Source organism: Streptomyces sp. NBC_01351 (genome assembly GCF_036237315.1).
GTDB lineage: Bacteria > Actinomycetota > Actinomycetes > Streptomycetales > Streptomycetaceae > Streptomyces.
Genome location: NZ_CP108356.1, coordinates 3,007,206 through 3,027,114, shown reverse-complemented (window position 1 = coordinate 3,027,114; position 19,909 = coordinate 3,007,206). Strand labels below are relative to the sequence as shown.

The following is a 19,909-nucleotide window of genomic DNA, read 5'->3' as shown; positions in this document are numbered from 1 at the left end:
GTCCCAGGCAACCCGCCCCGTCGTTCATACCTCTGTAAGGGGTGTAAGGGGGACCGATCGGTCCGACCCGCGCTCCGAGGTGAGCGCCGGAGAAGGAACGGGACAAAACCGTGCAGCATGACCAGCAAGGCGACGGCAGCCCCACGACCGAGGGCGGCCGTCGCCCCAAGCGCCTGCGCCTGCTTCTGATCAGCGGCGGGCTCGTGATCGCCCTGGCCGCCGGAGGAACGGCGGCGTACAAGTTCGGCCTCTTCTCGGAGATAGGGGAGCCGGTCTCCTTCGGGAAGGTCCAGGAGAAGAGCTCCAGGACGTCCAAGGCGTCCGAGACGTCCGTGGTCCCCGAGCCTGCGTCGGGCGTGCGCATGCCGACCGGGCCGAAGGCCGAGTTCACCCGCACCAGCCGGCTGCCGGACGGCACCCAGATCGGGAAGACGACCCTCACCGGGGCGAAGTCCGGGTTCACGGGGGACGTGTGGGTGTGGGTGCCCAAGGAGTACGACGACCCGAGGTACGCGAAGAGCGCCTTCCCGGTCCTGATCTCCCTGCCCGGCGGCCGCGGCTATCCGACGAACTACTGGGGCACCGGCCCCGGCCTCGGCCTGCAGCAGGCCGTCAGCGACGGGGCGAAGGCCGGCACCAGCCTGCCCTTCATCCTGATCATGCCGGTGCACAACGCCGACACCAAGCACCACTTCGACGCCTCCGACATCCCCGGTCAGCCCAAGATGGGCACCTGGATGGTCGAAGACGTCCCGGATTTCACGAAGGCCAATTTCCGGACCTTCACCTCCCGCGACGGCTGGGCCTTCATGGGCTCCTCGGCCGGCGGGTTCGGCGCCTTCAAGCACGTCCTGAAGCACCCCGACCGCTTCAAGGCGGCCATCGCGAGCGGGGTCGACATCGTCCCCGATTCCCCGCTGTGGAAGGGGAACACGCAGGCCATGGACCAGGACAACCCGGAGAAGCTCGCCGAGAAGCTGATCAAGGCGGGCGGGCCGGACGTCTACGTCAACTTCCAGATCGGCACCGCCGAGACCGGCCGCGACAAGGCCGAGAAGTTCATGAAGGAGTACGGGAAGGGTCCCGTGCACACCACGCTGCAGGTGATTCAGGATGGTGAGCACAACGGGAAGTCGTACGTACGAGGCATGAGGGAGGGCGCGCTGGAGTGGATCAGCAAGGTGATGTCGGCGCCGACCCCCGATCCCGCCGTGCGATGAGCACCCTGGTGAAGGGGGCCTCGGCGGCCGCCGCGGCGGGGATCGCGGCGGTGTGCGCCGTCGCGTTCTTCAAGCCGCCCGGCGACCGGCCGGTGCTGCCCTTCCCCACCGTCGGCGTGCTCATGGCGGACGGAGAGCACTGGTGCACGGCGAGCGTCGTCGACAGCCCGAAGGGCAACGTCGTCGCCACCGCCGCGCACTGCGTGGCCCCGGCGGGCGAGGACGGGGAGCCGGGCGAGGTCGCGCACGACGGCCTGGCCATCGGCGAGCTCGCCTTCGTCCCCGCCTTCTCCGGAGAGGGCGCCGGCACCCACCCCCTGGGGGTGTGGAAGGTCCGCTCGATCCACGTCGACGACCGCTGGACGAAGTGGGGTGAGGACACCGCCGACTTCGCCTTCCTCACCGTCGCGCCGGACGAGGACGGGCGCAGCCTGCAGGAGGCGGTCGGCGGCGCGGCGGCCCCGGAGCCCGAGTGGACCTCCGGGTACGACCGGGACGTGACCGTCGTCGGCTACCCGGAGTCCGAGCACAACCCGCAGAACAAGCCCGTCTCCTGCACCACGCAGACCATGCACGACGAGGACGACCCGGCCATGCTGTACATGAGCTGCGCGGGCTTCTGGACGGGCACCAGCGGCAGCCCCTGGATCGCCGACCGCGGCGGCCCGGGGCGGCCCGGCCGGCTGATCGGCGTACTGAGCGGCGGGGACACGGACGTGGACTCGACGGCCGCGCTCTTCGACGAGCAGGCCAAGGCCCTGTACGAGCGCGCGGCGCGGGGCTGAGGGGCCCGAGCCCCCGTACTACCTCTTGGGGCGTTCCGTGCTGACGATCACGCCGACCGCCGCCACCACGATCGTGCCGCCGAGCACGATCGGCCAGGTCAGGGCCTCGTCGACGATCAGCCAGCCGAGCGCGACGGCGACCACCGGATTGACGTACGCGTACGTGGACACGAGCGACAGCGGCGCGGCCTGGAGCAGCCACACGTACGCCGTGAACCCGACGAGGGACCCGAAGACGATCAGGTAGCCGAGGGCCAGCCAGGAGGCGGTGGAGAACGCCGCCGGGTCCAGACCGCGATGCTCGCCCCGGAGCAGGCCGACGACCACGCCGCCGATCCCGCCCGCGAGCATCTGGTACGCGCTGCCCGTGAACGGGTTGTCCGGCAGGGTCAGCTTCGACGCCGAGAACGAACCCAGCGACCACAGCACCGAAGCCGCCACCACCAGCAGCACCCCGGACAGCCGCACGGCACCGCTGAGCCCCGGGCTGGTCAGCACCGCGAGCCCGGCCAGCCCCACCAGGACCCCGCCCAGGGTCCGCAGCGGCGGCCGGTCCCCGGTGCTCGCCCGCAGCACCACGACCCACATCGGCACCGCCGCGACCAGCAGAGCGGCCAGCCCGGAGGGCACCGAGGTCTCGGCGAGTACGACCAGGCCGTTGCCGCCGAGGACGAGCAGCAGGCCGACGAGGACCGCCGAGCCGAGCTGGGCGCGGGTGGCCTTGAGCGCGGCGGGGCCGTAGCGCCAGGCGACGGCGGCGGCCAGCAGCAGGCCGGCGGTGATGAAGCGGGCTCCGGCGGAGAGGAAGGGCGGCATGGTCTCGACGACGATCCGGATGCCGAGGTAGGTCGACCCCCAGAGCACGTAGACGAGGGCGAGGGCGGTCCAGACGGCCGCGGTCGGCCTGCTCTCCACCGGAGTTGATGTGCTCATGGCCGGATCCTATGGTTCGTTGGCCCATGCACGCTTCCGGGTATCTCAGCCCTTGAGCAGCTCGTTCAGCTCGCCGTACGGGACGGAGTGCGCGAGGGATGCGTACGTGCCGCCGGCGAGCAGCTCCTCGGTGGCGCGCCGGACCACCGCGTACGCGGCTTCCGCGACCCAGGAGCCGAGGCTGACGCGGGAGACGCCGAGGGCGCCGAGCTCGGCGACGCTCGGGGCGCCGGGGCCGACGAGGATGTTCAGGGGGGCGTCGATGCCCTTCGCGAGCTCGGCGACGGTGGCCGGGTCGGTGACGCCGGGCACGAAGATGCCGCTGGCTCCGGCGCGGAGGTAGGCGGCGGCGCGGGCGAGGGTCTCGTCGAGACGGGTCGCCGGGTCGCCGAGGCCGAAGAGGAACGTGTCGATGCGGGCGTTGATGTAAAGCGGGACCCCGGCGGCGTCGGCGGCGGCACGGGCCGCGGCCAGGCGCTCCGCGTGCTCGGCGGGGGCGCGGTTGCCGTCCTCGATGTTGATGCCCACCGCGCCGGCGGCCAGTACCCCGGCGACGGTCTCGGCCACGCCGGCGGGGTCGGCGCCGAAGCCGCCCTCGATGTCGGCGGTGACGGGCACGGAGACGGCGGCCACGACGCGGGCGATGAGGTCGAGGGCCCGGTCGCGGGCCAGGGCGTCCCCGTCGGGGGCGCCGAGGGACCAGGCGACACCGGCGCTGGTGGTGGCCACGGCGGGCGCGCCGCCCGCCTCCACGAGGCGGGCGGAGGCCACGTCCCAGGCGTTGGCGAGGGGGAGGGGGGAGGCGGGGGTGTGCAGCGCCGCGAAGGCGGCTGCCTTGGCGGTGAGTTCGGGGTTCGTGGTCATGCCCCCACCTCATCACGCGGGGCGGCGCGAGGCTCGCAATTTTCCGACACGTAGGTCCGTAGGCACGGTCCGCTCCCGGGGCCCGCCCCGACCGGCGCCTCAATCGCCGGCGAGGCTGGATTGTGGCGTGGCTCAAAGATCCGGGGCTCCGCCCCGTACCCCGCTCCTCAAACGCCGGAGGGGCTGGATTGTGCCCGGCGTGAGTGTGCACGTCGGCGCAGCGCAACCTTGCCCCCGAGTGGACTGGATTGCCCGCAGGGCAATTCCAGCCCCGCCGGCGTTTGAGGCGTGGGGGTCCCCCCGGACGAAGTCTGGGGGAGGGTCTGGGGCGGAGCCCCAGGGTGCCGCGCAGCGGCACTGCCACCGGTGCGGCGGGCCCCGGGGGCTACGCGGCCAGGCCCGTTTTGGCGCCCGCCCCGCACAGGGGGACCACCGCCGTGCGGCCCTGGAGCGGGTCGTCCGGGGCGCCGGGGCCCACGGCCGCCCAGCACGCGGCGGCCGTCGGTTCGACGAACAGGCCGCGGCGGGCCAGGTCCCGCTGGGCCTCGCGGAGCCTGGCGTCCGGGACGGTCAGGAAGGTGCCGCCGGACTTGCGCACCGCGGCCAGGATCTGCCGGGCGCGCGGCGGGGCCGGGATCGCGATCCCCTCCGCCAGGGTGGGGAGCTGCGGCACCGGCGCGGCGTCCTCCGCGCCCGCCGCGAAGGCGGCCGCCAGCGGAGCCACCGCCTCCGACTGGACCGCGATCAGCGCCGGCGGCCGCACCCCGCGCCCGGCCAGCTCCTCCACGGCCAGCGCGGCCCCCAGCAGCAGGGTGCCGTTGCCGACGGGGACGACCAGGGCCTCCGGGAGGCGGCCGCCGAGCTCCTCCCAGATCTCGTACACGTACGTCTTCGTACCGTGCAGGAAGTACGGGTTGAAGACGTGGCTCGCGTAGAAGACCCCCGGCCCGTCGGCCGCCCCCCGGGCGGCCTCCGCCGCGGCCTCGCGGCCGCCCGCGACGACCCGTACGACGGCGCCGTGCGCCCGCATCTGCTCCGTCTTCTTCTCCGAAGTGCCCTCGGGCACGAAAACTTCACAATCCAGCCCGGCCCGCGCGCAGTACGCCGCCACCGAGGTGCCCGCGTTGCCGCTGCTGTCGGCCACGACCCGGGCCGGGGCCAGCCGGCGTGCCAGTTCCGCGAGCATCACCGCGCCCCGGTCCTTGAACGACAGGGTCGGCATCAGGAAGTCGAGTTTGGCGTGAACCCGCTCCGCCAGCGGCACCAGGGGAGTGTGCCCCTCCGCCAGCGTGACGGAGAACGCTCCCGGCAGCGGCAGCGCGGCCCCGTACCGCCACAGCGAATTCGGCCCGGCGGCCGGTTCCAGCGGACTGGCCGGATCCGGTGCGAAGTCGAGGTCCCAGGGGCCGCCGCACAACGGGCAGCACCAGGGGGCCGTCCGGGCGTCGGCGCGCGTGCCGTCCTCGGAGCACACGTAGCCGGGCAGTGCGTGAGTCATGTGCGGAGTGCCTTTTCTCGATCATGGCGGACGTATGGCACGGATGTTACGTGTCGACCGTCCTCTTGTGGGCGGCTGTGAAGGTGGGTCAACCTTTCGGAGGCGACAGCCCGTTGGGCCGAATGCTTTGTCATGGGCATGGCTAAACACCGCTCTTCTTGCGGTGTGCTCCGATGGCTGCGCGCCTCACCCCCCGCAACGCACCACCTATGAGGAGGACCCTCAATGTCCGTGCGTCACACCCGCCGGAAGATCGCCGGCATCAGCGCGACCGCAGTCGCGGCCCTCGCGCTCGGCGCCGCCGCCGCGCTACCCGCCTCCGCCGCCGACACCGGCGCGCTCGGAGTCATCGAGAACGCGGGCGCCCCCGGATCCGTCTCCGGCAGCTACATCGTGACCCTGAAGGACTCCGCCGCCCGCTCCACCGCCGACAGCGGCAAGGCCGTCGCCAAGCGGTACGGCGCCAAGATCGACCGGGTCTACAGCGCCGCGCTCAACGGCTACTCGATCGAGGTCTCCGAGACGCAGGCCAGAAAGCTCGCCGCCGACCCGGCGGTCCAGTCGGTCGTGCAGAACCGTGTCTTCACGGTCGACCGCGCCGACGCCACCCAGCCCAACCCGCCGTCCTGGGGCCTGGACCGCATCGACCAGCGGGCGCTGCCGCTGAACCAGAGCTACAGCTACCCGGACAAGGCCGGCGAGGGCGTCACCGCGTACATCATCGACACCGGTGTCCGCATCACCCACCAGGACTTCGGCGGCCGCGCCACCTACGGTTACGACGCCATCGACAACGACAACACCGCCCAGGACGGCCACGGCCACGGCACCCACGTCGCCGGCACCGTCGGCGGCGGCGCGTACGGCGTGGCCAAGAAGGCCAAGATCGTCGGCGTCCGCGTCCTCAACAACCAGGGCTCCGGCACGACCGCCCAGGTCGTCGCCGGCATCGACTGGGTGACCCGGAACGCGGTCAAGCCGGCCGTGGCGAACATGTCGCTCGGCGGCGGAGCCGACTCCGCGCTCGACACCGCCGTACGCAACTCCATAGCCTCCGGCATCACCTACGGCGTCGCGGCCGGCAACGAGTCCACGGACGCCTCCACCAAGTCCCCGGCGCGCGTCGCCGAGGCCATCACGGTGGGCTCCACCACCAACACCGACGCCAAGTCCAGCTTCTCCAACTACGGCAGCATCCTGGACATCTTCGCGCCGGGCTCCAACATCACCTCCTCGTGGGCCACCAGCGACACGGCCACCAACACCATCTCCGGCACCTCGATGGCCACGCCGCACGTCGTGGGCGCGGCCGCCCTGTACCTCTCGCAGAACCCGGCGAGCACTCCGGTCCAGGTCCGCGACGGCCTGGTGAGCGCGTCCACCCCGAACGTGGTGACCAGCCCCGGCACGGGCTCCCCGAACCGGCTGCTCTTCGTCGGCGCCGGCGGCACCGTCCCGCCCGGCCCGCGCTTCGAAAACACCGCCGACTACGCGATCAACGACAACTCGACCGTCGAGTCGCCGATCACCGTCAGCGGAGTCGCGGGCAACGCCCCGGCGACCCTGAGCGTCCCGGTCGACATCAAGCACACCTACACCGGTGACCTGAAGGTCGACCTGATCGCCCCGGACGGCACCGTCTACGTCCTGCACAACCGGGCCGGCGGCAGCGCGGACAACATCATCCGGACCTTCACCGTGAACGCCTCGTCCGAGGTCGCCAACGGCGTCTGGAAGCTCCGCGTGAACGACAACGCGAACATCGACACCGGCAAGATCGACTCCTGGGCGCTGCAGTTCTGAGCGATCAGGGCTGAGCAGGAGCGAGGAACGGGCGTACTGATCGGGTACGCGGAGCGGTGAACAGGGCGGGGGCGACCGAAGGACCGGTCGCCCCCGCTGCGTACTATGCGCGCGTTCGTTCGCGCCCCGCCGACGCCGTCCCGCCCCGTTGCCGACGCCCGTCCCGTCATGGAGTCCGCCCCTGTGAGCACCCCGCCGATACCGCCCCCCGGACCGGGCCACCCCTGGGCCCCGCCGTCGCCGCAGCCGGGGTGGGGCCCGCCTCCCGGGTACGGGCCCGGGTATGGGCCCGGGTACGGACAACAGCAGCCGGGGCTCAACGGGTTCGCGCTCGCCTCGCTCCTCGTCGGCCTGCTGTGCGTGCCGCCGCTCGGCATCGTCTTCGGCGTCGTGGCCCTCGTACAGATCGGGAAGAAGGGCGGGACCGGCAAGGCCCTGGCGATCGTCGGCCTGGTGGTGTCGGTGCTCATGACCGGCGTCGTGGCGGTCTCCGCGGAGCGGGTCTCGAAGGCGGTCCTCCACGGGCTGGAGTCGGCGAACGAGCTCACCGACGCGGAGGGCGAGCTCATCGACGTCGACGACCTGCGGGCGGGCGACTGCTTCAACGTCCCGCGCGGGGACCTGATGGACGAGCACCCCCTGATGTACAAGATCGACTGCGGGAAGCCGCACCACGCGGAGGTGACCGAGTCGAAGGCGACGGACCAAAAGGCGGCCCCCGGGTCGACCGAGGCGGACCGCGCCCACGAGGACGCGTGCTGGAAGGCGCAGGACGAGTACGCGATGGACACCTGGGCCCTGCCCGCCTACGTGGAGATGTTCTACTACGCGCCCTCGCGCGAGTCCTGGCGCCAGGGGGACCGGCGGGTGGTGTGCGTGATCGGGACGACGGGCAAGGAGCAGAAGGGCAGCCTGCGCCAGGACGCCGGCACGCTGAAGCCCGAGCAGGTGGCCTTCCTGCGGGCGGCGAACGCCTTCGAGTTCGTCCTGACCCGGCAGCCCGAGCAGGAGCTCGAAGAGGCCCTCGCCGAGCACCAGGCGTGGGCGCGCGAGGTGCACGCGGCGCTGGGCGACGAGGCGAAGGCGGTGGGCGGGCACACGGCCCTGCCGGGCATGGATAAGCCCGCCCGGGCGCAGCTCAAGGAGATCGAGGCGGCCCGTACGGCGTGGCAGCGGGCCTCGCAGGCGAAGACGGCGGCGGAGTTCGACAAGCAGTGGGGCCGGGCGCTGGTCGCGATGTCTCCGGAGACGGAGAAGGCGCTCCGCGGGGCCTACGGGCTGTCGACGGACATGCCGCCGTGGCTGGAGGAGTACCCGGTGCGCCCGGAACCGGACTCCGGCGGGAGGCCCTCGCACGAGTCGGTGTGAGGTCGGTGTCAGGTGGGTGCGAGGTCGGCGGGGCGTCGTCCCGGTAACGCGCGGTAACGGGTTTGAGTGACCAGGCTTCATCACTTCGGGTGAAACTCTGGCCCTTGCTTGCGGTCTACAACTGTTGGTTGCCAGGGTGTAGCTGTCTGTCAACCTGATGGGAGTGGCCAGTGACTTTCGGTGAGCAGCCGGCGTACCTGCGCGTGGCCGGGGACCTGAGACGGAAGATCGTCGACGGTTCCCTGCCCCCGCACGCCCGGCTCCCCTCGCAGGCCCGTATCCGTGAGGAGTACGGGGTCTCGGACACCGTGGCGCTGGAGGCGCGCAAGGTCCTCATGGCGGAGGGCCTGGTCGAGGGCCGGTCCGGGTCCGGTACGTACGTACGCGAACAGCCGGTCCCGCGGCGGGTCGCCCGCTCCGGCTACCGCACGGGCGGCGCGTCGACGCCGTTCCGGCAGGAGCAGGCGGAGTCCGGCGTGCGGGGCACGTGGGAGTCGAACAGCGAGCAGACGGCCGCGCCGACGGAGATCGCGAAGCGGCTGGGCGTCGAGCCGGGCGAGCGGGTGATGCGGACCCGGTACGTCTTCCGGGACGCGGGGGAGGCGATGATGCTGTCCACCTCCTGGGAACCGCTCGCCGTGACCGGCCGGACCCCGGTGATGCTCCCGGAGGAGGGCCCGCTGGGCGGCTCCGGGGTGGTGGACCGGATGGCCGCGATCGACGTGGTCGTGGACAACGTGGTCGAGGAGGTCGGCGCACGGCCGGGCCTGGCGGAGGAGCTCGTGCTGCTGGGGGGAGTCCCGGGCCACGTGGTGCTGGTGATCGGCCGCACGTACTACGCGTCGGGCCGCGCCGTGGAGACGGCGGACGTGGTGATCCCGGCGGACCGGTACCGCCTGTCGTACCACCTCCCGGTCCGCTGAGCCCGCCGTGAGCGGGTGCGGCGCCGCCGACAGCGGTGCCGCACCGGACAGCGGACAGGGGGTGCGGAGGGTGTAACCCCCGGGCAACACTCATGGGTGACGGGGCGTCACAAAGGCTGCCTAGTGTCGGACGCCATGACCGACACCGCCACCGCCGCCCCCGCCCCCGCCCCCGAGAAGGCGAAGCGCAGCTACGCGAAACTGGCCGCGGACGAGAGCCGCGAGGACTACTCCCTCAGATACGCGCCCCACTCCTTCCGCCGCTGGGGCCCGGGCACCGTCGCCGGCACGGCCCTCGGGGGCATCGCCTACCTCGCCGACTTCGCCATCGGGGCGTCCATCGTCTTCGCCTACGGATTCACCAGCGGCGCCGCCGCGATCCTGGCCGCCGCCGTGATCATCTTCCTGACCGGCATCCCGATCGCCCGCGCGTGCGCCAGGTACGGCCTGGACATGGACCTCGTCACCCGGGGCGCCGGATTCGGGTACTTCGGGTCCACGCTGACCTCCCTCATCTACGCCTCCTTCACCTTCATCTTCTTCGCGCTCGAAGGCTCGATCATGGCCCAGGCCATGCACCAGGCGGTCGGCCTCCCGCTGGAGATCGGCTACCTGATCACCACCCTCATCGTGATCCCGATCGTGTTCAAGGGCATGGGCGCGCTCGCCAAGGTGCAGGCCTGGACCCAGCCGATCTGGCTGGTCGGGCTCGTGCTCCCCTTCCTGGTGCTCGCCTTCCACGCCCCCGACGCCTGGGGCGCCTTCGCCGACTTCGGCGGGACCCAGGGCGCCGGCTCCGGGTTCTCGTGGATCGGCTTCGGCTTCGGGACCGGCATCGCGCTCTCCCTCATCGCGCAGATCGGCGAGCAGGCCGACTACCTGCGGTTCATGCCCGCCAAGACCCCCGCCAACAGCCGCAAGTGGAACCTCGCCGTGCTCGCCGCCGGCCCCGGCTGGGTGATCATCGGTGCGGCCAAGCAGCTCGGCGGCGCCTTCCTCGCCTTCGTCGCCCTCGAAGCCGTGGGCGCCACGCACGCCCTGGAGCCGATCGCCCCGCAGATCGAGGCCCTGCGCCCCTGGCTCGGCGGTCTCGCGCTGCCCGCCGCCGCGCTCTTCGTGATCGTTTCGCAGATCAAGATCAACGTGACGAACGCGTACAGCGGCTCGCTGTCCTGGTCGAACTTCTTCTCCCGCGTCACCCACCGCCACCCCGGCCGGGTCTGGTACATCTTCCTCAACCTCGGCATCGCGCTGACACTGATGGAGCTGAACATGTTCGCGGTGCTCGGCAAGCTGCTGGGCTTCTACTCCAACGTGGGCATCGCCTGGATCGTCGCCGTCGCCGCAGACCTCGTGATCAACAAGCGGCTCGGGCTCAGCCCGCCGTACATCGAGTTCAAGCGGGCGTACCTCTACGCGGTCAACCCGGCTGGTTTCGGCGCGATGGTGATCGCTTCCACCGTCTCGATCCTCGCCTTCTTCGGACTGTTCGGTACCTACGTAGAGGCCTTCTCCACCTTCATCGCGGCCGGGCTGGCGCTCGTGCTGTGCCCGCTGATCGCCTGGATGACCAGGGGGAAGTACTACCTGGCCCGGCCGAACACCGTGAACGGGCCGGACGCCGAGGTCGAGGACGTCACCGCCACCCACACCTGTTCCGTCTGCGAGACGGCGTACGAACTCCCCGACATCGCCGACTGCCCCGTCCAGTCGGGCCCGATCTGCTCGCTCTGCTGCTCCCTCGACGCGACCTGCGGGGATGCCTGCCGCAAGGAGGTGACGGGCGGCGCGGTGATCCTGCCGATGCCCTCCGTGCGCCCCGTACGCCCCGTCTGAACCGGCGCGCACGGCCCACTCGTACACATGGCCGGATGAGTACGCCCGCGAGGTACCTCTTCGTGAAAAACCGTATCCGCTGCGTAAAGGTCGGGCGTAAGCTCGGGCATATGCGCAATGCGGTTTCCCGGGCAGGTACGTCGGCGGAGGGTGAAACGCGATGAACGACAGCGGTGCCCTGCTCCCGTGGCTGGTCATACGTCAGGACGACAACGGCAACCGCTACCGGGTGGGCCGGTATCCCACCCGGGCCGAGGCCCAGAAGGTCGTCGACAGCCTCGACGACCGAGGACACAAGCAGCTCTACTGGGTCGAGCGGATCGGCCAGACCGCCACGACGAACTGAGTGAGTGCTGACATAGGCTCCGTCCATGACTGTACGAGTGGTCGTGGGCGGAGCCCTTTGTCATGAGGGGCGCCTGCTGGCCGCCCGCCGCAGCGCACCGCCGGAGCTCGCCGGACGCTGGGAGTTGCCCGGCGGAAAGGCCGAGCCGGGTGAATCCGTCCCCGAGGCGCTGGTGCGCGAGCTGCGCGAGGAGCTCGGCGTGGAGACCGAACCGCTGGAGCGGATCCCGGGGGAGTGGCCGCTGAAGCCCGGCCTCGTCCTGCACGTGTGGACGGCCCGGCTGCTGTCCGGGGTGCCGGCGCCGCTGGAGGACCACGACGAACTGCGCTGGCTCGGCCCGGAGGAGCTGGAGTCGGTGGACTGGCTCGACCAGGACCGGCCCGCGGTCGCCGAGGCGGGCCGCCGGCTGCGCGGCGAGGGCATCGACGCGCAGCCGGCGGATGCGAGCACTGACGCGAGCGCCGGCGTGAGCACCGACGGGGGCGCGTGACGCTCGCGCGCTGGTCCGTCTGCGCCACAGTGCGCCGGTGGGTGGAGGATCGGGTGGTACGACGCCTCGAATATCGGGTATGTCGCTATTAGTCCCTATCTCGTCCCCCTTTCGTCACAGACGAACCGGACTGGGGTCGCTGATGGCCCGGGAAGTGATCGGCGTGATCGACACAGACGGTGAACGTGCCGAATGGGCCTTCCCCGCCGAGCCCGGTGCCGTTCGCACCGCCCGCCACGCCGTGCGCGGCACCCTCAGGGACTGGGGCCTGGAGGCCGTGGGCGATGTGACCGTCCTGCTGGTCAGCGAGCTCGTCACCAACTCCCTGCGGTACGCGTCCGGCCCCATCGGCGTCCGGCTGGTACGGCGTGATCCAGCCGCCGAGGGCCCGGCGGGCGGGGCCGCACTGCTCGTGGAAGTTTCCGATCCGCTTCCGGATCCGCCCCGCGAAAGGGTCGCGGAACCCGACGACGAAGGCGGCCGGGGACTGCACCTCGTCGCCGTCTCCTCACAGCGCTGGGGGACCCGTCACGGGAAGTCGGGCAAGACTGTGTGGTTCGAGTTGGCTCTTCCTGGTGAGTAACAAGGTGAGATCACGTGACGTGGCTCGAAACTAACGGGACCTTTTTGTGATCGTGAACGCCGTGCCGAGCAGGGCCGTGGTGCTGAATACTGCGGTCATGGCCGGTCCGGTTGCGGTGAGCTGGAGGGGACGGTCGCGTGAGCGAGATACCTGCGCAGGCACAGCAGACCAGCGTGCCTCGCGAAACATGGCACGACGCCCTGTGGCACAGCAGTCCACCTGGCTCGATATATGACTACATAAAGGTCGCGTCGTTCTCGATCGGGCCCGACGGGCTCATCGACCAGTGGAGCCTGCGCGCCGAGGAACTCTTCGGGCTGCCCGCCGCCCAGGCCGTCGGCCGCGACCCCGTCGACGCCTTCATGCCGCCGGAGCTCCGCGCCGACGCCCACCGCCGGGTCTCCGAGATCCTCGACGGCAAAGAGTGGACGGGCCTGATCCCCTTCCGGATCCCGGGCGGGGGCGGCGCGCACGGGGTGGCCGAGATCTACGTGATGCCCACCCAGACCGAGAGCGCCGACCGGGCCGCGCTGTGCGTCGTGGTCGACGTACGCGCGCTGCGCCGGATCGAATCCGATCTGGCGGCCTCGCAGGCCATATTCGGCCAATCTCCCTTCGGCTTCCTCCTCTTCGGCACGGACCTCACGGTGCAGCGCGCCAACCGCCGCTTCGCCGCCGTCTTCGGCGGCGCGGCCGAGGAGCACCGCGGCCGGACCGTGCACGACTACCTCCCGCGGGACGAGGCCGACCGGATGGTCGAGGCCCTGCGCCGGGTCCTGGACACCGGGGACTCCGTCACCGACCTCCGGATCACCGGAGCCGCCCCCGGCAGCCGCGAGAACCGCCACTGGTCCATCAACCTCTACCGCGTGCACGGCGGCACCGGCCGCCCCATCGGAGTCGCCGGCATCGGCACCGACGTCACCCGGCGCCACCTCGCCGCCCGCGAGGCCGCCGGAGTCCGGCGCAACCTCGCCCTCCTCAACGAGGCCGGGCACCGCATCGGGAACTCCCTCGACCTGGAGACCACCGCCCGCGAACTCCTCGACGTCACCGTCCCCGGCTTCTGCGACCTGGCGGCCGTCGACCTCTACCAGGGGCTGCTGCTCGGCGACGACGACCGCCCCGCCCGCCCGCAGGGCCCCGGGGTGCCCAGCCTCCCCGGCCAGGGCCCGGCGCGGGCCCCGTCCGCGCCGCTGCGGCGGGTCGCCTTCGCCTCGGCGGTCTCGGACGCGCCGCTGTCCGGCCCGGGCGCGCTGGTCTCCGTAGGGGAGATCCACCGCTACCCGGCCGCTTCGCCCGGCTCCATCGCACTGCGCACGGCCCGGCCGCGGCTGATCGAGGGCGGCGGGCCGGACGACCTCGTCCAGTCCACGCTCGTCGTGCCGATGGTCGCCCACGACACGGTGGTCGGGCTCGCGCAGTTCTCCCGTACGAAGGGCAGCGAACCCTTCGGCGAACGGGACCGGGCCGTCGCGGTGGAGCTCGCCGCGCGGGCCGCCGTCTGCATAGACAACGCACGCCTCTACCGGCGCGAGCACGAGCGCGCACTGATACTGCAGCGCAGCCTGCTGCCCCCCGGCGACCCGGAGGCGGCCGGCCTGGACATCGCCTGCCGCTACCTCCCCGGGAACGCGGCGACCGAGGTCGGCGGGGACTGGTTCGACGTCATCGAGCTGCCCGGGCACCGCACCGCGCTCGTCGTCGGCGACGTGATGGGCCGCGGCCTGCGCGCCGCCGTCGCCATGGGCGAACTGCGCACCGCCGTCCGCACGCTCGCCCTGCTGGACCTGGAACCGGCGGAGGTACTGACCGCGCTCGACGAGATCGCCCGCGGACTCGGCGCCCCCGGCGGCTCCCAGCAGGCCTCCCGGGCCGCCCTGCACTCGCGGGACGCCGACCGCTCGGAGGTGTACCTCGCCACCTGCGTCTACGCCGTCTACGACCCGGTGACCCGACGCTGCACCATCGCCAACGCGGGCCACATGCCGCCGGTGCTGGTCGAGCCCCCCGACGAGACCGGCAGGCCGCGGCCCGCGCTCCTCCTGGAGGTCCCGCCGGGCATGCCGCTCGGGGTGGGCGGCGAACCCTTCGAAGAGGTCGAGGTCGAACTCCCCGAGGGCGCCCTGCTGGCCCTCTACACCGACGGCCTGGTCGAATCCCGCGACCACCCCCTGGAGGAGGGCCTGCGCGGCCTCCGCGAAGCCCTCGCGGACCCGGTCCGCCCGCTGGAGGACGTCTGCGACCACGTCCTGAACACCCTGGACACCCGGCACGGGGAGGACGACATCGCCCTCCTCATGGCCCGCGTACAGGGGCTCCCGGTCGACGCCGTGGGCGACTGGCAGCTGCCGCGCGAGGCCCGTTCGGTGGGCCGCGCCCGGGAACTGGCCCGCGGCAAACTGCCGGCATGGGGCCTCGAAGGCCTCCTGGACACCACGGAACTCCTGGTGAGCGAGCTCGTCACCAACGCCCTGCGCTACGGCGAGGGCGAGATCAGGCTCCGCCTCCTCCTCGACCGCACCCTCGTCTGCGAGGTCTGGGACGCGAACCTGGTCCAGCCGAGACGCCGCCGCGCCCGCGACACGGACGAGGGCGGCCGGGGCCTCCAGCTGGTCGGCCTGCTGTCGGCCGGCTGGGGCACGCGGCGCACGCACCGCGGCAAAACGGTCTGGTTCGAGCTCCCGCTCCCGGGGGCGACCGCGGAGGCGGTGTCGGAACTCTCGGCGGAGCAGCTGCTGAACATGTACGGATAACCAGTGGCAGCCCCGTGCCCCGGCGGGCAGGGTGCGGGGCGATGAGCGACGAAGACGCAAACAAGTACGCCCCCTACGACTCCCTGCGCGGGCTGCTCCAGCGCGGCCGCGGCCTGGGCGCCGTACGGGCCCTGCAGGACCCGGCGGCAGCCGCCCCGCTCGTGTACGAGGTGATCCGGCGGGACTGGCGCTGGGACGGGATCGACGACCGAGCCCTCTACCACGCGCGGCTGCTCCGCGACCTGTCACTCTCCCCGGCGCCCGTGGTCGCGCAGCTGGCGGGGGACGAGGACGACTGCATGCGGGCGGCCGAAGTGCTGGAGCTGCTCGCGGTCGGTGGATCGGAAGAGGCCAGGGAGGGACTGCGGGCCCATGTTCGCGAGGGCGCGCACTGGGTCTGCGTACTGGAGTCGATCGCGGACCTCTGGCCGGTGGAGTGGCGGGAGGACCTGGCTGAGGTCGCATGGTCCCGGATGCGCGGGGAGACGGAGCTGCCGTGGCCCTCCGAGCCGTGGATCCGGTTCGGGATCGAGACGCAGGTCTGCTCGGACCTGCCCCGCGAGACGCTCGGTGACCGGAGCGGCGAGGAGCTGCTCGCCCTGCTGACCGACGCCGATAGCGGCGAGGGCGAGAAGATCGGCGTGCTGCGTCAACTGGCCCGCCGGGCACCGGAGGAGGGGCTGATCCCGCTCGTGCCCTTGCTCGGCCGCCCGGACGGCAGGTTCGCGCTGCCCGGCCTCATACAGGCCGTCGAGGGGCTGGGCGCCCTCGCGGTGCCGGCCGCGCGCCGGTGGGCGCGGGACGAGCGGGAATGGCTGGCCCGGCTGGGGGCGGACGTACTGGGCGACCACCTCGGCTCCGAGGTGATCCCGCAGCTCGTGGCGGAGCTGGAGAAGCAGTGGCGGGAGCGGGACTGGTGCGGCCCCTACGCGACCGCGAAGCGGCTCGCCCGGTTCGGGCCGGACGCCGGCGGAGCCGTGCCCGTGCTGCGCCGGTTCTGGCTGCGCACCCCGCACTCCTTGGAGCGGCCCGACTATCTGCGGGCACTCACACCGATCGACCGGGACGGCCTGGACTACACGCACACCGAGTCCCTGTGGGACTGCGAGGAGGGGGCCCGGCTGCTGGGCATCGCCGAGGCGCCGGACGGGCCGGAGGCCCTGGCACGGCTCGCGGTCCTGCGGGACGACGCGATGGAGACCGCCGAGGTCCGCGCCGCCACCGGGGCCCGCCTGGCGGGCCTGTCCGGCTGAGCGCCGCTGCCGGGGCTCCGCCCCGGACCCTGCTCCTCAAGCGCCGGAGGGGCTGGATTTGGCCGATGCCGGCTGCCTGGTGCGCCCTCCGGCGGCTGGGTTGCCCGGAGGGCAATCCCAGCCCCGCCGGCGTTTGAGGCGCGGGCGCGGAGCGCCGTGTTCTGAGCCCCGCTGGCGATTGAGGCGCGGGGGTCCGGGGCGGAGCACCGGGGAACGGTGGAAGGGCGGGTAGGGGACCGGCTCCGCGCAGCGGCCCCCGCACCCACCCCGGGAGGGACTACGCGGCGCGGCCGGACTTGAGCGCAGCGAGCCTGGCCTCGATCTCGGAGGTCTTGCCCAGGTCGTCGAGGGACTCGAACTGCGCGTCCAGCGAGGACGCCGCCAGCTCCTGCTTGCCCAGAGCCATGGCCTCCTCCCGCCGCACCTTCTCCTCGAAGCGGTTCAGGTCGCTCGTCGGGTCCATGACGTCGATGTTCTTCACCGCGTCCATCATCGTGTTCTGCGCCTGCGCGGTCTTGGCCCGGGACACCAGCTCGTCCCGCTTCGCCTGGAGCTCCGTCAGCTTGTTCCTCATGGAGTCCAGGCCCGACTTGAGCTTGTCCACGACCTCCGTCTGCGCGGCGATCGTCGGCTCCGCCGTCTTGGCCTCCTTCTCCGACTGCATCTGCCGGCCCAGCGCCACCTTCGCGAGGTTGTCGAACTTGTCGGCGTCCGCCGCCCCGCCCGCCGCCCGCAGTTCGTCGGCCTTCTTGCTCGCCGCGAGCGCCTTGGAGCCCCATTCGGCGGCCGCCTCCACGTCCTCCTTGTGGTCCGCCTCCAGCATCCGGAGGTTGCCGATGGTCGTCGCGACGGCCTGCTCCGCCTCCGAGATGTTGTTCGTGTAGTCGCGGATGAGCTGGTCCAGCATCTTCTGCGGGTCCTCGGCCTGGTCCAGCAGGGCGTTGATGTTGGCCTTGGCGAGCTGGGTGACGCGGCCGAGGATGGTCTGCTTGCTCATCTGGTCTCTCCTGGTGAAGGGTGATGGTCCGTTACCGAGGTCGAACGCGCTTCAGAAGCGGCCGCCGCCGCCCATGCGGCCGCGGGTTCCGCCGCCGCCGAAGGAGCCCGGGCCGCGGCCCCCGCCGCCGAAGCCGCCCCCGAACCCCCCGCCCCCGCCGCCGCGGCCCCCGCCGAAGCCGCCCACGCCGCCGCGCAGGATCTCGCCGAGGATGATCCCGCCGAGCACCGCGCCGCCCTGGCCGCCGCCACCGCCGCGCCTGCCCGCGTACGGGTCCTGGTAGGCCCGTACGTCCGCCTCCGCGAGCTCCTGCGCCTGCCGGGCGAGGGAATCCGCCTGCTGCGCCTCCGCCAGCGCCCCCGCCGGGTCCGACGGGGACAGGGCCACGGCCCGCTCCAGGTGGCGCCCGGACTCCGCCAGCCGGGTGCGGGCCTGGCTGCCGATCGCGCCCCGCGTGGTGGTGATGTAGTCCGTTGCCGCGCCGATCGCACTGCGCGCCGAGAGCATGGCCTGGTCGAGCAGGGCCACTGCCCGCTGCCGGCCCGACTCCTGTTCCCGCGCCCCGGCCAGGGCCTCGTCCAGGGCCGCGTCGGCCTCCTCGATCCGGCGCAGGGCGTCGATCGGGTCGTACCGGCCGGCCGACTCCTCCTGCCGTACGTCGGCCAGTACGGCCTCCGCCCGGCCGATGCGGCCTCGCAGGTCGCCCGTGGAGGTGCCCTCCGCGGTGCCGGTCAGCAGCCCGCGGGCGTCGGCCAGGTCGGTCTCCGTCTCGTTCAGCGCACCCGGCAGCTTCCCGGCGGCCTCCGCCAGCTCCTGCGCACGCCGCTCGACCGCGTCGACCAGGGTCGCCGCCTGGTCCACCGCGCCCTCGGCGGCCCGTACGTGCACGGCCGCCTTGCCGTTGTCGCCCGCCCCGATCGCCGCCCGGGCCTCGCCGAGGCTGGTCGTGGCGAACAGCAGCCGGTCCTTGGCCTGTTCGGGGTTGGACGCCACCGGCGCGGACGCGGAGTCCGCGTACCGCCGCCCCAGCGCCGTCAGGGTCGCCTCGGCCGTGGTGGTGCGCCCGGTCAGCGCCCGGAAGTGCTCCTCCACGGTGGCGAGGGCCTGCGGGGCGTTCTTCTCCAGGTCCCGCAGCCGGTCGAAGTCCGCCGACTCGGCGTCGAGCCGCCGGTTCGCCTCGGTGCAGCGGGCGACGATCTCGTCCAGCATCCGGCGCCGGGTCGCGTCGTCCTCCGGGTAGGCGTCGTCGAGCTGCTGGCGCAGCCGGAAGGCGTGCGTCAGCTCGCCCTTCGCGTACTCCACGGCCTCGGTGAAGGGGCCGACCGCCTCCTCCCCGAACTGGGCGTAGGCGAAGCCGAGTTCCTCGGTGCTGGTGCGGAGCGCGTCGTCGGTCTCCACCAGCAGGGCCTTGGCCCTGGTGTCCAGTTCCGGCAGCGGGAGCCGGTCCGGCGCCCCTTCCGGCCAGCCCGGACCGGTCTTCGTGCCCCGGCCGCCCGAGGAGATCCAGCGTTTGCGGCGGGTGTACGCGTACGCCCCGAGCGCCCCGGCCGCGCCGACCGCGATCACCGGGAGCACGTAGTCCCCCGCGCCGCTCTCCCCGCTCGCCGCGCCGCCGGGATCGGCGGGGCCCGGAGTGATGGCCGGCGCGGGCACGGGCTGCCCGCCGAGCACGGCGTCGTAGCCCTTCGCCGCGCCGATGGCCGCACCCGCCCAGTCGTTCTGCTGCAGGGCCGGCTCGATGGCGACCCGGGCCACTTCCGCCAGCTGCTGCTCGGTGAAACCGGAGTCGACGGCGGCCGAGTAGGCGTACTGGCGGGCCCCGGTCGCCACGGCCAGCAGGACGTCGTTCTGGCCCAGGCCGTTCTTCTCGGCGGTGGCGTCGGCCCAGCTCTGGGCGGAGCGCCCGGAGAAGTCGCGCACGTACGTCACGAAGAGCTGGATCCGGCGGTCCGCGTAGAGCTCGCCGAGCGCGGCGGTGACGGCCGGCGTCCGGTCGCCGAGCGCCCCGACGCGGTCGGTGATCTGCCCCTGCTGCGACAGGGTGACCGGGTCGTCCGCCCGCGCGGGCGGGGCCTGGGCCAGGCCCCAGCCGCCGACCGTCAGCAGTCCGGCGGCCAAGGCGAGCCCGGCCCGTACGCATATCGCGGTTCTCGACCGTCTTCTCGACCTGCTGCGCGTCTTACTTCTCGGCGGGATCACATTTGGGAGGTTATGGGCGGTTTCGATCTCCCGCACCTGGAGCAATCACCAGTGA

Annotated in this window: 16 protein-coding genes; 11 read left to right on the top strand and 5 right to left on the bottom strand. The window is 72.6% G+C overall.

Features of this window, described 5'->3' with window-relative positions:
• Positions 1 to 110 precede the first annotated feature (110 nt).
• Entirely contained in the window at positions 111 to 1,220 is a 1,110-nt protein-coding gene (locus OG625_RS13425) for an alpha/beta hydrolase (protein WP_329379705.1), read from the top strand.
• Positions 1,217 to 2,005 (top strand): trypsin-like serine peptidase, encoded by a 789-nt coding sequence (locus OG625_RS13420; protein WP_329379703.1) that lies wholly within the window; start codon positions 1,217 to 1,219, stop codon positions 2,003 to 2,005. Before OG625_RS13425 ends, OG625_RS13420 begins: the two co-directional genes overlap by 4 nt.
• A gap of 18 nt (positions 2,006 to 2,023) precedes the next feature.
• On the opposite strand, the gene OG625_RS13415 is transcribed toward OG625_RS13420, so the two are convergent.
• The 3 genes from OG625_RS13415 to OG625_RS13405 all read right to left on the bottom strand — a co-directional run bounded on the left by OG625_RS13415 (position 2,024) and on the right by OG625_RS13405 (position 5,300).
• Entirely contained in the window at positions 2,024 to 2,938 is a 915-nt protein-coding gene (locus tag OG625_RS13415; protein ID WP_329379700.1) for an EamA family transporter, read from the bottom strand.
• 45 nt (positions 2,939 to 2,983) lie between these two features.
• Entirely contained in the window at positions 2,984 to 3,802 is an 819-nt protein-coding gene (locus OG625_RS13410) for an isocitrate lyase/PEP mutase family protein (protein ID WP_329379696.1), read from the bottom strand.
• 385 nt (positions 3,803 to 4,187) lie between these two features.
• Complete coding sequence (locus tag OG625_RS13405; RefSeq protein WP_329379693.1) at positions 4,188 to 5,300, bottom strand: pyridoxal-phosphate dependent enzyme; 1,113 nt, start codon at positions 5,298 to 5,300, stop codon at positions 4,188 to 4,190.
• Positions 5,301 to 5,525: 225 nt separating this feature from the next.
• On the opposite strand from OG625_RS13405, the gene OG625_RS13400 reads away from it, so the two are divergent.
• From OG625_RS13400 to OG625_RS13360, 9 genes are all read left to right on the top strand, one after another.
• Entirely contained in the window at positions 5,526 to 7,103 is a 1,578-nt protein-coding gene (locus tag OG625_RS13400; protein WP_329379690.1) for a S8 family peptidase, read from the top strand.
• Positions 7,104 to 7,286: 183 nt separating this feature from the next.
• Complete coding sequence (locus tag OG625_RS13395) at positions 7,287 to 8,471, top strand: DUF4190 domain-containing protein (RefSeq protein ID WP_329379687.1); 1,185 nt, start codon at positions 7,287 to 7,289, stop codon at positions 8,469 to 8,471.
• A 170-nt stretch (positions 8,472 to 8,641) separates the two neighbouring features.
• Positions 8,642 to 9,394, top strand: a complete 753-nt coding sequence (locus OG625_RS13390) for a GntR family transcriptional regulator (protein WP_329379685.1) — start codon at positions 8,642 to 8,644, stop codon at positions 9,392 to 9,394.
• A gap of 135 nt (positions 9,395 to 9,529) precedes the next feature.
• Positions 9,530 to 11,230, top strand: a complete 1,701-nt coding sequence (locus OG625_RS13385; protein WP_329379683.1) for a purine-cytosine permease family protein — start codon at positions 9,530 to 9,532, stop codon at positions 11,228 to 11,230.
• A 160-nt stretch (positions 11,231 to 11,390) separates the two neighbouring features.
• Entirely contained in the window at positions 11,391 to 11,576 is a 186-nt protein-coding gene (locus OG625_RS13380) for an SPOR domain-containing protein (RefSeq protein ID WP_214943524.1), read from the top strand.
• Positions 11,577 to 11,601: 25 nt separating this feature from the next.
• Entirely contained in the window at positions 11,602 to 12,066 is a 465-nt protein-coding gene (locus OG625_RS13375; RefSeq protein ID WP_329379676.1) for a (deoxy)nucleoside triphosphate pyrophosphohydrolase, read from the top strand.
• Between the two features lie 154 nt (positions 12,067 to 12,220).
• Positions 12,221 to 12,649 carry an ATP-binding protein gene (locus OG625_RS13370; protein WP_329390639.1) on the top strand — a complete coding sequence of 143 codons (429 nt, stop codon included), beginning with the start codon at positions 12,221 to 12,223 and terminating at the stop codon, positions 12,647 to 12,649.
• Positions 12,650 to 12,786: 137 nt separating this feature from the next.
• The gene (locus OG625_RS13365) at positions 12,787 to 15,405 is read left to right on the top strand and encodes a SpoIIE family protein phosphatase (protein ID WP_443067709.1); all 2,619 of its coding nucleotides are present in this window, start codon (positions 12,787 to 12,789) and stop codon (positions 15,403 to 15,405) included.
• A 41-nt stretch (positions 15,406 to 15,446) separates the two neighbouring features.
• Positions 15,447 to 16,658: a hypothetical protein gene (locus tag OG625_RS13360; RefSeq protein WP_329379674.1), complete on the top strand. Its 1,212-nt coding sequence runs from the start codon at positions 15,447 to 15,449 to the stop codon at positions 16,656 to 16,658.
• Positions 16,659 to 16,935: 277 nt separating this feature from the next.
• On the opposite strand, the gene OG625_RS13355 is transcribed toward OG625_RS13360, so the two are convergent.
• Together OG625_RS13355 and OG625_RS13350 are read right to left on the bottom strand one after the other, a co-directional pair.
• On the bottom strand, positions 16,936 to 17,655 hold the full coding sequence (locus tag OG625_RS13355; RefSeq protein ID WP_329379672.1) for a PspA/IM30 family protein: 720 nt from the start codon (positions 17,653 to 17,655) through the stop codon (positions 16,936 to 16,938).
• A gap of 51 nt (positions 17,656 to 17,706) precedes the next feature.
• Positions 17,707 to 19,773 (bottom strand): TPM domain-containing protein, encoded by a 2,067-nt coding sequence (locus tag OG625_RS13350; RefSeq protein ID WP_329379669.1) that lies wholly within the window; start codon positions 19,771 to 19,773, stop codon positions 17,707 to 17,709.
• Positions 19,774 to 19,909 lie beyond the last annotated feature (136 nt).